The organism is Undibacterium sp. Di24W, assembly GCF_049340325.1.
Classification (GTDB): domain Bacteria; phylum Pseudomonadota; class Gammaproteobacteria; order Burkholderiales; family Burkholderiaceae_D; genus Undibacterium.
In genome coordinates this window covers 70486-83188 of record NZ_JBMPOP010000007.1, presented here as the reverse complement: position 1 = coordinate 83188, position 12703 = coordinate 70486, and the positions used below count along the sequence as shown (strand labels likewise).

General features: G+C 46.0%; 13 protein-coding genes. 8 read left to right on the top strand and 5 right to left on the bottom strand.

From position 1 onward, the window contains the following. Positions 1 to 135 precede the first annotated feature (135 nt). Together dnaJ and can are read left to right on the top strand one after the other, a co-directional pair. The gene (dnaJ, locus tag ACO0KZ_RS15500; protein ID WP_186923884.1) at positions 136 to 1257 is read left to right on the top strand and encodes a molecular chaperone DnaJ; all 1122 of its coding nucleotides are present in this window, start codon (positions 136 to 138) and stop codon (positions 1255 to 1257) included. Between the two features lie 155 nt (positions 1258 to 1412). Further along, a complete protein-coding gene (gene can / locus ACO0KZ_RS15495) occupies positions 1413 to 2078 on the top strand; it encodes a carbonate dehydratase (protein WP_422996794.1) in 666 nt (221 codons plus the stop codon). A gap of 114 nt (positions 2079 to 2192) precedes the next feature. Here can and ACO0KZ_RS15490 read toward each other — a convergent pair whose 3' ends face one another. Beyond that, positions 2193 to 2801, bottom strand: a complete 609-nt coding sequence (locus tag ACO0KZ_RS15490; protein WP_422996792.1) for a hypothetical protein — start codon at positions 2799 to 2801, stop codon at positions 2193 to 2195. An 11-nt stretch (positions 2802 to 2812) separates the two neighbouring features. After that, positions 2813 to 3898: a HAMP domain-containing protein gene (locus ACO0KZ_RS15485; protein ID WP_422996790.1), complete on the bottom strand. Its 1086-nt coding sequence runs from the start codon at positions 3896 to 3898 to the stop codon at positions 2813 to 2815. Positions 3899 to 4399: 501 nt separating this feature from the next. Here ACO0KZ_RS15485 and ACO0KZ_RS15480 point away from each other — a divergent pair. Together ACO0KZ_RS15480 and ACO0KZ_RS15475 are read left to right on the top strand one after the other, a co-directional pair. Continuing rightward, complete coding sequence (locus tag ACO0KZ_RS15480; RefSeq protein ID WP_422996788.1) at positions 4400 to 5551, top strand: acyltransferase family protein; 1152 nt, start codon at positions 4400 to 4402, stop codon at positions 5549 to 5551. 103 nt (positions 5552 to 5654) lie between these two features. Next, positions 5655 to 7250 carry an FAD-binding domain-containing protein gene (locus ACO0KZ_RS15475; protein WP_422996786.1) on the top strand — a complete coding sequence of 532 codons (1596 nt, stop codon included), beginning with the start codon at positions 5655 to 5657 and terminating at the stop codon, positions 7248 to 7250. A gap of 9 nt (positions 7251 to 7259) precedes the next feature. On the opposite strand, the gene ACO0KZ_RS15470 is transcribed toward ACO0KZ_RS15475, so the two are convergent. The 3 genes from ACO0KZ_RS15470 to ACO0KZ_RS15460 form a co-directional block, all read right to left on the bottom strand. Further along, positions 7260 to 7523 (bottom strand): TIGR03643 family protein, encoded by a 264-nt coding sequence (locus ACO0KZ_RS15470; RefSeq protein WP_422996784.1) that lies wholly within the window; start codon positions 7521 to 7523, stop codon positions 7260 to 7262. Continuing rightward, entirely contained in the window at positions 7524 to 7832 is a 309-nt protein-coding gene (locus ACO0KZ_RS15465) for a high-potential iron-sulfur protein (RefSeq protein ID WP_422996782.1), read from the bottom strand. A gap of 95 nt (positions 7833 to 7927) precedes the next feature. Next, positions 7928 to 8308, bottom strand: coding sequence for a thiol-disulfide oxidoreductase DCC family protein (locus ACO0KZ_RS15460; RefSeq protein WP_422996780.1), 381 nt, complete (start codon positions 8306 to 8308; stop codon positions 7928 to 7930). 252 nt (positions 8309 to 8560) lie between these two features. Between ACO0KZ_RS15460 and ACO0KZ_RS15455 the strand changes: the two genes are divergently transcribed. Genes ACO0KZ_RS15455 through ACO0KZ_RS15440 form a run of 4 tightly spaced genes read left to right on the top strand, consistent with a single transcriptional unit; the run spans position 8561 to position 12699 of the window. After that, complete coding sequence (locus tag ACO0KZ_RS15455; RefSeq protein ID WP_422996778.1) at positions 8561 to 9601, top strand: MerR family transcriptional regulator; 1041 nt, start codon at positions 8561 to 8563, stop codon at positions 9599 to 9601. 27 nt (positions 9602 to 9628) lie between these two features. Then, positions 9629 to 9790, top strand: a complete 162-nt coding sequence (locus ACO0KZ_RS15450) for a DUF2256 domain-containing protein (RefSeq protein WP_422996777.1) — start codon at positions 9629 to 9631, stop codon at positions 9788 to 9790. Then, complete coding sequence (locus ACO0KZ_RS15445; protein ID WP_422996775.1) at positions 9787 to 11145, top strand: DASH family cryptochrome; 1359 nt, start codon at positions 9787 to 9789, stop codon at positions 11143 to 11145. Before ACO0KZ_RS15450 ends, ACO0KZ_RS15445 begins: the two co-directional genes overlap by 4 nt. Before the next feature lie 6 nt (positions 11146 to 11151). Further along, complete coding sequence (locus ACO0KZ_RS15440; protein WP_422996773.1) at positions 11152 to 12699, top strand: cryptochrome/photolyase family protein; 1548 nt, start codon at positions 11152 to 11154, stop codon at positions 12697 to 12699. The last annotated feature ends 4 nt before the right edge of the window (positions 12700 to 12703 follow it).

The following is a 12703-nucleotide window of genomic DNA, read 5'->3' as shown; positions in this document are numbered from 1 at the left end:
AGCGAGCCGCAGAGGCGCAGAGAACGCTGAGAAGAGCAAAAAGCTTACTCTGCGTTCTCTGCGCCTCTGCGGTAAGTGCTTTTGAATTTGCATTGTGCGGTGAAACTACTTTAATAAAAACAAGGTGTAATCGAGATGGCGAAGCGTGATTTTTACGAAATTCTAGGTGTTGCGAAAAACGCCTCGGAAGATGAAATCAAAAAGGCTTATCGCAAGCTGGCGATGAAATATCATCCGGATCGCAATCCGGATAGTAAGACTGCGGAAGAAAAATTTAAAGAAGGCAAAGAAGCCTACGAAATGCTGTCTGACCCACAAAAGCGCGAAGCTTATGATCGATATGGTCATGCTGGCGTTGACCCGAATATGGGTGGGGGAGGCGGTGGTGGCAATGCAGGTTTTGCTGACGCTTTTGGCGATATTTTTGGCGATATTTTTGGTGGCGGTCGTGGCCGTAGCTCAGGTCCGCAGGTTTATCGCGGTGCTGATTTACGTTACAACCTTGAAATCACTTTAGAGCAGGCTGCGAACGGATTTGATACCACGATCCGTGTTCCTAGTTATGATGGTTGCGATACTTGTCATGGTTCTGGAGCAAAGCCAGGCACATCACCTGTGACTTGTACGACGTGCGGTGGGCATGGTCAGGTACGTATGCAGCAAGGTTTGTTCAGCATTCAGCAAACCTGTCCTAAGTGTCACGGTACAGGCAAGATGATTACCGACCCATGCAATCCGTGTAATGGCACGGGTCGTATTAAACGCAATAAGACATTGGAAGTGAAGATTCCTGCTGGTATTGATAACGGTATGCGGATTCGTTCTTCTGGTAATGGTGAGCCAGGTATTAATGGTGGTCCACCAGGTGATTTATATGTGGAGATTCATATCAAACCACATCAGGTCTTCCAGCGCGAAGGTGATGATTTACATTGCGAAATTCCTATTTCCTTTGTCAAAGCAGCTTTAGGTGGCGATATCGAAGTGCCGACGCTCAGTGGGAAAGCCAGTTTCACGATTCCTGAAGGTACGCAGTCGGGTAAGACTTTTCGTTTGCGTAGCAAAGGCGTGAAAGGCGTGCGTTCTGGCTATGCGGGTGATTTGTTCTGTCACGTTGTGATAGAAACACCGGTGAAATTAACTGAAAAGCAAAAAGACTTACTACGTAGCTTTGAGCAGTTGACGACAGAAGGTGGCTCTAAACATAGTCCGCAAAGCAAGTCATGGATGGACAAAGTGAAGAAGTTCTTCGAGTAAGAAAAACCTTGAATGATGAGAAAAGCGCGGATGATTTTTTATCCGCGCTTTTTTTTTGTGATCAACATCTGAAGGCCTTGTTTTCGTAGGTGAAAATTCGATTCAGCGGTCTAAAAAAGGTAAAATGTCGATGGTGAAAATAGTAAAGGAGCAATATGAGAGAAGTCATACGTGGCAGTGTTACCCCTGACCAGTTATTTGAAAACAATCGTAGTTGGGCGGCAGAGATTCTTAGCCGGGATGCCAATTTTTTCAAAAAACTGGCCGAACAACAAAGCCCGGAATATCTATGGATAGGTTGCGCAGATAGCCGGGTTCCCGCCAATGAACTGTTGGGATTGTTGCCGGGTGAGTTGTTCGTACATCGCAACATTGCTAACTTGGTCGTACATTCTGATTTGAATTCTCTTTCTGTATTGCAGTACGCTGTTGATGTCTTAAGAGTGAAGCACGTTATCGTTTGTGGGCATTATGGTTGCAGCGGTGTGCAAGCAGCGCTAACTGGTCGTCGAATTGGTTTGGCCGATAATTGGCTGCGTCATGTGCAGGATGTTCAGCAAAAACATGAAAAATATCTGGGCGAAGTATTACCAGAAAAAGAGCGCGTTAATCGATTGTGTGAATTGAATGTGATCGAACAAGTTGTAAATGTATGTCAGACAACCATCATTCAAGATGCTTGGGAGCGCGGTCAGTCGGTTGAAGTACATGGCTGGGTGTACGGCATTCAAGATGGCCTATTGAACGAACTGGGCATGTCTATCAATTCAGCACAAATGTTAGCACCCCATTTAGAGCGTAGTTTGGCGCGTTATCAATAACAGTCTCATTAACATCGGCTGATTGATTCTGTTCAAGGCGGCATTATAAAAAAGTGGAGTACGGTATTATCCGGACTCCACTTTTTTATTCTACATGGACCGACTTTAATTCACTCAGTTTGTTGCAGACTTCAATGTTTTGAGTAGTTCGGTGCGGAATTGATTAGCGCTAGCTTCGTTTGGGATCTCTCCCGCTAATTGTTCTATCAATCCGCGCAAATTGGTCGCTTTGTCGAAATAATCATCGCATACGATTTCTGCGATGGGACCTATGTAGACCGTCAATGCTGATTGTACGATTTTTCGGGTTTCAGCGTTAATGCTAAATCCAGCCGCACTTTTTTCGGCGAATGACGTAGCCGAAATCGGCGGTCTTGTCACCGCTTTTGACGTAATACTCGAACCGACGCCCGTCAGTTTCCCTGCTGCTTGCATCAAGAATTCAAAGATCGTTTGGTTAGACAAGCCGTCTCGATTGCTCACTATTTTCAGGCTTTCATCAAATCGCAGTCTGGCACTTTGCATACTACTTAAACTACTGAGCGCTTCTTGACCTCGTTGTCCACGGCAGAGAATTGAGGCGATATCACCCTTATCCAAGAAGACTTGCGCCATGCGGTTGTTGTCGCTGACCAGAAAAATAGTACCAGTCCGGCCTTGTGCGCACAGTTTTTTGATGTCTTCTATGATTTCGAAGAAGGGACTGAAATTTTGTTGAGTCATGATAGTCTTCCTTATTCGGCATTCTTCTTACGCAGCCGGTCCATCGCCATTTGTATGCTAATTCCCATACGTTGAATGGCTAGCGCCAAGGCGCCGATCTCATCGCTACGTTCAGTTTGAGGAATCTCGAGGTCGAATTTACCACTACTTAATTCCGCTGCAATGGCCGTTAACTCATTGATGGGACGAGTTAATTGTTTGCCGATTAAGAACGCAATACCAAATACCAGCGCAATGGTTACCAAAATCAAATTGCGCGCATCCGCTTCCATTTGTTTGAGCGATGCATAAGCTTCGTTATAGTCTTGCTCAACGATCAAGGTCCATCCTTGTGGCAGCTTGCGCTTAAAGGTAAGTATGTTTTTGTCAGATTCTTTATATTGCACTGGACGGTCACTGGCACTTTCGAGCCCAAGAGCTGGATGGTTACTGAAATCTTGCAACGCGGTTTTTACTTTCTCTGGGCGACCGTGAGCAATGACTTTGTTGCTAGGATCAAGCAATATCGCATAGCCTGTTTCACCAAGTTTGGTATCTACCACTGTTTTGGATATGTCGGTTAAGTTCATCACCATCGCAATGACGCCAACGACTTCCCCGTGAGTTTTACGAATCGGTTCCGCCAGGACATAAGAAGGTTTACCCGTCGTTTTACTGAGCAATACTTCTCGGCTGATTGGCGCTCCTTTCAAAACGGCTTGCACGTAGCCGCGCTCTCCATAGTAAGTCGTCGGTTTGTCATCGCTGCGTCCGACGTTTTCACCATTCAGACCTATGGTCAGTGAGAGAAATGAGTACTCATAAGTTTCAGTGAGCGCTTTCAAAATTGGATTTTGTTTTTCTGCTTGCATGGACGTTATGTCATCGATGCGGGAAATTTGGCGTAATGCACGGACATTGGTGTTGTCCCAACCTACGATTCCTGTTTCTATCGTATTTGCAGTGGCAATCATAGTCGCCGCAATATGGGCGTCCATGTCGTGGCGCGCGTCTTTGCTATTGATATACCAAAGAGAGATTAAGGGAATAAGGGTAACAAGTAGTAGGATCAATAGTAATTTTTGGAAAATATTGAGACCGAATTGAGGTTTTTTCATGTTGAGATTTTCTGAGTTGCTGAGTGGTGCCAATAACGGCAATCACTCGACGTCATTTAGAATTTTTGTTGCGAACGGGCATGGCAAGATCAAGCTCGGATTGGACGTTTGTTTATCGTTATAGTTCAGCAATAAATTTGTCCTTTGCATTAGCCGCAATTCGCGTCGTCTATTCAAGAATCAAGTGCCGATAAAACATGCAGCGATTGCAAAATATATAGGCAGCTTATTTTTGAAAGTGGCGCAATATACCAGCTTGATAGTTTTTTTCAAGCAATATTTCGTGAAATTTTAAGTTAATAGCAATAAACAATCGCGTTTAGTAAAATCTAGTAGCTTTTGATTGATTATTTAATTAACTTCTTTTGGGTATTTTATTTTTTTCTTCTCTCTCATCTGCGTTGCCATCATCGTTTTTTTATGAACTCAACGTCTATGGCACTTTTTCGACTTCATGCCTGGAGCAATTCGAGTAAAGCGTAGCCCAATGATGTGATTTTCATGGATAATTGCGCACCGCAATTTCTTCCTGTTCTCATGCACTCTCACTCTTTGGTTTCTCGTATCAATGGCCTGGATACTTTGCGTGCTTGCGCTATCTTGCTGGTTTTGATGTATCACTATATGGTGTTTGTTAGTCATGAGCCTAGCTTCGGGTTCTTGAGTGAAATCGGCTGGGTTGGGGTAGACCTGTTCTTTGTCTTGAGTGGCTATCTGATAGGTAATCAAATATTCGCAGGTTTGAAGAGCGAACAAGGGTTTTCACTTAAGACTTTTTACGTTCGTCGCGCCTTGCGTACGCTACCCAACTTTTATGTGGTGCTGGCGATTTACTTTCTTTTTCCTATCGAAGCGGGAGGAAAGGCAGTCACGCCGCTATGGAAATTTTTAACATTCACACAGAATTTTGATTTAAAACCAGGTTCCGCATTCTCACATGCCTGGTCCCTCAGTATAGAAGAACAGTTTTACCTTGCTTTGCCTTTAGTCGCGATCGCTACTATTGCCTATCTAAAATCCGTGCGTGCGATGTGGTTGGTGTTGCTTGCTTCAATGGCAGGTGCTGCGTGTATGCGATACCTAATGTGGCAACGAGTCGGTGACGACTATACTCAGTATTATGTGCACATTTACTATTCAACTTGGTGTCGCTTTGATGAATTGTTACCCGGTGTTGCGCTCGCTTTGCTGAAGAATTTTTATCCTCAAATATGGTTGCGTTCGCTTAAACATGGGCACTTGAGTTTGTTAGGGGGCGCTATCCTGACTGGTGTTGCCATGTATTTATTCACTTTCCATAGCTATGTGGATGGGCAAGGTTTTTTGTGGTTCACCACGACCTTTGGCTATAGTTTATTAGCTGCGGGATTCGCCTTGTTGACCTTGGCAGGACTTAGCCCTAACTCTTATCTATATCGCTGGCGTATACCCGGTGCTTCAACTTTGGCCTTGTGGTCGTACGCGCTCTATTTAGTACATAAGCCGCTTATGAATGCTTTGATTCACCCATTTGAAGCTTGGGGCATCTCAGTTAAATCTGGGACGGGCATAGGTGGCATGTTTGCGCTTAGCATACTGGCGGCTTATGTCTTATATCGTGTCGTGGAAACACCCTTCATGCGACTGCGCGATCGCTATTTTTCCTACAAGTGATGTAGGTTTGTCCCGATCGGTTTTGCTACTTGACCCGCATTCTTTGTCTACGCGCCTGTAGTACTCTGGAATACTAGAACTTCGATTTTTTTTGTGTTTTTGTATGACATATAGCGTCGTTTGGTTCAAACGTGATTTGCGCTTGCATGATCATGCGGCTTTGTGTGAGGCTGTATCTCACGGCCCGGTTTTGTGTTTGTATGTGGTCGAACCAGGTTTGTGGGGACAGCCCGATGTAGCACGTCAGCATTTTGAATTTATTTTAGAAAGTCTGCGAGATCTGTACCTCGCGTTGAAGCAACATGGCGGACGTCTGCATGTGGTGACCGGCGAAATAATCGACGTGCTCACGGCTTTGCATGATCAAGCGCCGTTTCAGAATTTGTGTGCGCATGAAGAAACCGGAAATGCATGGACTTATCAACGCGATTTGGCAGTAGGGCGTTGGTGTCGAGAACATCAAATTAATTTCTTAGAATTTCGCCAGTTCGGAGTGGTGCGCTGCTTGACTGATCGCGATCATTGGAAGGCTAGTTGGGATGCGCATGTTGAACAAATTTGTTTGACTATTCCAATGCATATACAATTTGTCGATATGCCTTGGCAAGATGCCGAGCCACCGTCGGCGGATCGACTACAGTTAACTCAAGCTGACCCACCTCACAGACAACGTGGTGGACGACAGGCTGGCCTAGCAGTTTTATCGTCATTTTTACATGAGCGTAGCGCCAATTATCGCGGTGGAATTTCTTCGCCCTTGTCCGCGCCGGATGCTTGCTCGAGGCTCTCACCCTATTTGACTTTTGGTTGCTTGAGTTTGCGTGAAGTCGTACATGCGACTATACGGCGCATGGAACAACTGCATGAGAATGCTCTCATTTCAAAACATCCATCTGCTACACGAATGAAGCAAGGTTTGAATGCCTTTGTTAGCCGTTTGTATTGGCATTGTCACTTCATACAAAAACTGGAATCAGAACCAGAAATTGAATATCAAAACATGCATCGCGGCTACGACGGCATGCGTGAAGATGATTTTAGTCAGGTACATTTTCAGGCATTCATACAGGGACGTACCGGCTGGCCCATGGTCGATGCTTGTATTGCGATGTTACGCGAAACTGGTTGGATTAACTTTCGAATGCGCGCAATGCTGGTGTCAGTTGCTTCCTATCCCCTATGGCTAGATTGGCGTCCAGTCGGTGCGTGGCTTGCAACTCAGTTTTTGGACTATGAACCCGGTATCCACTGGAGTCAGATGCAAATGCAATCTGGCACAACAGGTATCAACGTGCCACGTGTCTATAATCCGATTAAGCAAGCGCATGATCATGATCCGAAAGGCTTATTCGTACGACGTTGGTTGCCCGCACTACGCAAGGTTCCAGATCTATTTTTGTTTGAACCATGGACTATGCCGGCGGATGTGCAGGCCGCGTGTGATATTCGGATGGGAAGCGATATCTCGTTTCCCTTGGTTGATATAGAGGTCGCGACGCGTGTGGCGAAAGCCAAACTATTTGCAGTGCGAGGTTTGTCGGAAGTTAGGGCTGGTAAATCGGCTGTGGTCAAGAAACATGGGTCGAGAAGTACGCGCAGTGTAAAGCAAGATAAAAGCAAGTCAAATGAACTAAAATCGAAGGCCGACAAAATCGCTACTGTCATTGATGATGTGTATCAACTCAGTTTCGATTTTTAATATTTTCAGTTAAAAATCCCGGTTCTTCTGATCACTAGACTTAAACCGCGAGACTTTTGAACCACGCAAAGCCTGATGCTTGGTTTTGCGACCAGTCACTCTTGCCCGCCACATTCTGAAGCTGGATGCTTTCATGGCGCGGCGCATCAGACGAATCACTGCGCTTTCATCTAAGCCGAATTGACGTTGAATGGCGTTGAAAGTGGTTCGGTCTTCCCACGCCATTTGTATGACTCTATCGACAATAGCTTGATCGATTTGCGGCATCGTCATTTAGGCTTTTTTCGCCCAAGCCATGCACCAGCCTTTGCCATTCACTTGCTTGCCACCCAATGCGGCGCAGTTCGCCCAGGCGTCTGCTGGTTTTCCTTGGTAGAGCATGCAGTTGCTGCAGTTTTTTCCGGCAGCATAAGCTGGGTATTTCTTGGCGTCGACTTTTGTTGCGTCGTGCTTGTAGCCGAGTGCTGTGGCAGCTGGCGCATTTTCGTCAACGTGGTTAGCTTGCGCGTTAGCCTTGAGCGCTACGCCCAGACTCAATGCAGCCGGGATCGTTTGAATAAGAAATTGACGACGTGAATTCATGATGATTTCCTTTGGTTTGTGGTGTTATAAAAGTGCTTTGATGATACGGTGTTGCGCCTAAAGTGCTAACTTCATCGTTTAGTTTCTGAATTTCTTTACTGATCCGCCTTACGCCATAGCGGGCGAATTTTCAAAAAGGCTTCATACAGATAATCTAAAACTCGAATTATCCATGCATGGTCTAAAAAAGAGGTGATCCATTTAAGTGCGGGCATTTGCCGCCACATCATGACGAATGCTGCCGCTCCGGATACTAGCATTCCATTTTCGTCGCGAGCATGCAATTTCGCGAGAGCTTGCGCTCGCTCAAGCTGTGTTCCCAAAGCTAGATCGGTACAGCGACTGGCATCAATCCAATCAATTCGTTCCGCACCTTGCCAATTTCTATAGGTAGCTATTTCCTTCGCGCACACAGGGCATGCGCCGTCGAAGTAGATGGTGCAGACTTTCTCAGTGTTGGGATGTAAGTTTGTCATTTCTTAACTCATATAGAATTATCTTGGCTTTTCTATTAATGCCGATAGGTGTCAATTCATGCCAACTTAGAATTGACTCAATGCGCTTAGCTTAGACCAAAGTGAAATCGTTGTCCAATATGTGAACCGTAAAAACATGTGTTATTATGAGTTTATTCGGTTCAATTGCGGTTCTTTTAAGTGGTTTTTCATACATGCGCCGAATTTGTTTCTCGTTATCGCTGATTTAACCCACACCTAAAGTGAGCCAAAATGCACAATGAACTTCAAAAATCCTCTTCTAATGAGATCAACTCCACCTACCGCAGTGGCGCTGCGGCTCGTTTGTCTGGCGTTCCGGTAGAAACCCTGCGTGTGTGGGAGCGCCGTTACGGCGTCACTGACCCGACCCGTTCTGAGCGTGGACAACGCCAATACTCGTTTGACGATGTCCGACGACTTGGTCTGATCAAGCAGTTAGTCGATGCAGGCAATTCAATCGGGGCGGTCGCCCATTTGGATTTGCAACAATTACTCGCGATGTTGAGTGCTGTTGCCAATTTGCCAGCAGGTCAAGCCCAAGTACAAGTGAGCAATGGACTTTTGCGGATCGCTTTAGTCGGTGTGATGTTGCGCCAGTCTTTGATTAATCTAAATCCTGAGCAAAGCAAACTGAGTTTGGTTCAGACGGCCTTTAATTTGAAACAAGCTGAGTTGCAGTTAAAGGATGTGAAGGTCGATGTACTGGTCGTTGAACAGGGCGAACTTACCGCTCCCGAAGAGCAGATCCCGCTTTTGAAAATTGCACAACAGGCATGCCATGCGACGGCTGTTTTGATTCTATATCGCTTTGCATCCAGCGATGCTATTCGACAAATGCGGCTGTCGGGGTTTCATGTCGCACGTATTCCGGCAGACATGTTGGAGATCGATCATTTGTGTCGCGTGGCCTTGGCACGCGCATTAACGCTGGTTGAACAGCAGGGGCGCATAGGGCGATCAAAAAAGAGCGTGATGAAATCCGATACGTCTCGTAGTAAACGTAATAACGCGATACCTGCACGCCTACTTGATGATGATAATTTGATGCATATAGCCAAGTTTGCCAACAGCATCCACTGTGAATGTCCAAGGCATTTGGTGGATTTGCTACAGATGTTAACTAGCTTCGAACGCTATAGCGCTCAATGCGAGAATCGAAACGAGGATGATGCGAGTTTGCATCGCGATTTGCATTACACCGCAGCACATGCACGTTCAGCGTTGGAACAGGCGTTGGTGAGAGTGGCACAGGCCGAAGGCATACAGTACTGAGATGGTCGATTCTCTGAAAGTCACAACATGAAAATGCGCAAAAAATCCGATCTGCCGAGCAAGTTATGTGTCACTTGCGGCTTACCGTTTAGTTGGCGCAAAAAATGGGAAAAGGATTGGGAATCAGTTAAATACTGTTCCGAGCGCTGCAGCCGCTCGCGGCTTTCTGGATTGGCGAAATCGCCATGAAAAAGTTCATTATCTATTGGTTTCGGAATGATCTTCGATTAGATGATAATCCTGCCTTAAATCATGCCTGTGGTTTAGCAGAGCGAAACGGTGCTGAGTTGTTGACGGTGTTTTGCCATACCCCAGCATACAGCGCATTGAATTCGTGTCAGACCAAATGGGGCTTCGCTCGCATATCTTCCCATAGGCGAAAATTTCTGCGTGATAGCTTGAATGACTTACGTTATCAATTACATCAGCATGGATTTGATTTGCTGGAATTGGATGGAGAATTGAGTGCGCAAACCGAACTCTGGACTTACATATATCGGCACTATGAATTGCAGACTATCGTCTGTGAAGAGATCGCTGCACCAGAAGAGATGGCACAGGTAGAGTCTTTACACGCATTGAAATTGCCAGTGCATACTCTCTTGCAGTCAACGATGTACGCGCCTGAAGATTTTGATTTTGAATTGGTGTCGATGCCTGATCAATTCACCGCATTCAGGCACAAGGTAGAGCAGGGAGCTTATTCTATTCGTCAGCCCGCAACGTGTGCGCTTTCGAATAATTTTGTGTTATCTGATCCTGGCTTGCTTGCGTTCTCAGTTCAAATGCAAAGTAAAGAAGAGGCATGTGTCGAGCATCCTGAGCAGGATAATCGGTCCTCTTTCCCTTATTGGACAGTCGAATTTAGTGGTGGAAGTCAGGCAGCTTTGCGGTATCTTGAAAGCTACTTTTCTACGGATAAAGCACACAGCTATAAGCAGACTCGGAATCAGTTGCATGGCACAGGATTTTCAACAAAATTTTCTCCATGGTTGGCAAGCGGTGCTATGTCCGCACCGCAAATTTTGGCGGCTTTGCGTAAATTCGAAGACGAACAAGGCAAGAGTGATGGCAGTTACTGGATTTGGTTTGAATTGCTATGGCGCGATTACTTTCGCTTCTTACATTGCAAATACGGTGTGCAGCTTTATCGTGCTAGCGGTTTATCAAAATCACCTGTGAGTTTGCCCGCGTTCGATGCGCAAAAATTTCAAGCATGGACGCAATCCAAATCGGGTGAGCCTTTGATTGATGCAGCCATGCGCGAACTTGCCACTACTGGTTATTTATCGAATCGTTTAAGGCAGCAAGTAGTGAGTTATTGGCTGCATGAACTTGGCGGTGATTGGCGCGTTGCGGCAGCTTGGTTTGAGTCGCAATTGCTGGATTACGATGTCTATAGCAATCAAGGTAACTGTCTGTATTTGGCAGGTTTAGGTACTGACCCGCGCGGTTACTTAGGGGGGCGCTGGTTCGACCCGCAAAAGCAGACGAAGCAACATGATGCTGATGGCGCATATCGCCGGCTTTGGAACACAATCTGAAAAAATATGAAAAATTCTAAGAAAAGAGTCCAAACCTTGCGCCTGATTTTGGGCGATCAGCTTAATTCACAACATAGCTGGTTTTCTCATCAGCAAGACGACGTGTTGTACGTGATGATGGAGGTAAGGCAAGAAACAGATTACGTCTTGCATCATGCGCAAAAGATTATTGCGATATTCGCAGCGATGCGAGAATTCGCACGGCGCTTGGAAACGGCAGGGCATCGTGTGCATTATTTGGCGATCGATGATGCTGAAAACCTGCATGCAATTCCCGCGAATATTGAAAAGCTAGTCTCTACTTATAAAGCCCAAGAGTTTCAATATCAAGCACCGGATGAGTACCGTTTAGATCAGCAGTTACAAGTATTCACGCAAAACACAGTGCTGCGCTGTCACATGTTCGATAGTGAACATTTTTTTACTGCACGAGATGAAGTCGGTAAGATTTTTGACGGACGTAAAAAGTGGTTGATGGAGCATTTTTATCGACAAATGCGCGCGAAGCATCAGGTACTAATGGCCGACCAGGATCCCGCAGGCGGCGCCTGGAATTTTGACCATGATAATCGCAAAGCCTGGCCTGGCTTGCCGTGGGAACCTGAAGATTTTCGGCCGCGTCATGACCATAGTGTGCTCTGGGCGTCCATCCAGAACGTTGGCGTGAAAAGCTTCGGCCAACCCAATGCGGCTGAGTTTGCTTGGCCTCTGCAAAGGGACGAAGCACTCGAGCAAATGCGGGCATTCGTCCGATTGGCGCTTCCGCATTTTGGTGATTTTCAAGACGCGATGAGTAGCAAGGCGTGGCGTTTATTTCATTCACTGCTGTCGTTCGCGTTGAACGTTAAGATGATCAGTCCGAGAGAAGTGATTGATGCTGTCGAAGCTGCATGGGCGAGAGGTGATGTATCCATAGCTGCTGCAGAAGGTTACATCCGGCAGATCTTAGGCTGGCGTGAATATGTGCGTGGTGTGTATTGGCATTTCATGCCCGATTATGCGCAAGAAAATGTGTTCGATCATCAAACCGAATTACCTGCGTGGTTTTGGACCGGTAAGACCAAGATGCGTTGTTTATCGCACGCCATCGGTCAATCTTTAGAGCAAGCGCATGCCCATCATATTCAGCGTTTGATGGTCATTGGAAATTTTTCATTGCTGGCAGGTTTGCATCCACGGCGCGTGCATGAATGGTACCTCGGTGTGTACATCGATGCGTTTGAATGGGTGGAATTGCCAAATACTTTGGGCATGAGTCAATACGCCGATGGCGGTGTGCTAGCAACCAAACCTTACGTTTCTAGCGCGGCTTATATAGATCGCATGAGTGATTATTGCAAAGGCTGTCACTACGATAAAAAACAACGCACAAGCGAAGATGCCTGCCCATTTAATGCTCTTTATTGGGATTTTTTCTCACGCAATGAAAAACAATTAGCGAACAATCCGCGTATAGGTATGGTGTATCCGCAATTGCGCAAAATGAGTCAAGAAGCGCGCCATGTTTTATCTGAACGTGCCAATTATTTGCGTCAAAATTTAAATGAATTGTGAGTTG

What these genes read in the sequence shown, in the direction of transcription:
- ACO0KZ_RS15455 (WP_422996778.1), top strand. Translation starts at nt 8,561, where the DNA reads ATGCACAATGAACTTCAAAAATCCTCTTCTAATGAGATCAACTCCACC.
- ACO0KZ_RS15475 (WP_422996786.1), top strand. Translation starts at nt 5,655, where the DNA reads ATGACATATAGCGTCGTTTGGTTCAAACGTGATTTGCGCTTGCATGAT.
- can (WP_422996794.1), top strand. Translation starts at nt 1,413, where the DNA reads ATGAGAGAAGTCATACGTGGCAGTGTTACCCCTGACCAGTTATTTGAA.
- ACO0KZ_RS15450 (WP_422996777.1), top strand. Translation starts at nt 9,629, where the DNA reads ATGAAAATGCGCAAAAAATCCGATCTGCCGAGCAAGTTATGTGTCACT.
- ACO0KZ_RS15490 (WP_422996792.1), bottom strand. Translation starts at nt 2,801, where the DNA reads ATGACTCAACAAAATTTCAGTCCCTTCTTCGAAATCATAGAAGACATC.
- ACO0KZ_RS15440 (WP_422996773.1), top strand. Translation starts at nt 11,152, where the DNA reads ATGAAAAATTCTAAGAAAAGAGTCCAAACCTTGCGCCTGATTTTGGGC.
- ACO0KZ_RS15480 (WP_422996788.1), top strand. Translation starts at nt 4,400, where the DNA reads ATGGATAATTGCGCACCGCAATTTCTTCCTGTTCTCATGCACTCTCAC.
- ACO0KZ_RS15465 (WP_422996782.1), bottom strand. Translation starts at nt 7,832, where the DNA reads ATGAATTCACGTCGTCAATTTCTTATTCAAACGATCCCGGCTGCATTG.
- ACO0KZ_RS15460 (WP_422996780.1), bottom strand. Translation starts at nt 8,308, where the DNA reads ATGACAAACTTACATCCCAACACTGAGAAAGTCTGCACCATCTACTTC.
- ACO0KZ_RS15445 (WP_422996775.1), top strand. Translation starts at nt 9,787, where the DNA reads ATGAAAAAGTTCATTATCTATTGGTTTCGGAATGATCTTCGATTAGAT.
- ACO0KZ_RS15485 (WP_422996790.1), bottom strand. Translation starts at nt 3,898, where the DNA reads ATGAAAAAACCTCAATTCGGTCTCAATATTTTCCAAAAATTACTATTG.
- dnaJ (WP_186923884.1), top strand. Translation starts at nt 136, where the DNA reads ATGGCGAAGCGTGATTTTTACGAAATTCTAGGTGTTGCGAAAAACGCC.
- ACO0KZ_RS15470 (WP_422996784.1), bottom strand. Translation starts at nt 7,523, where the DNA reads ATGACGATGCCGCAAATCGATCAAGCTATTGTCGATAGAGTCATACAA.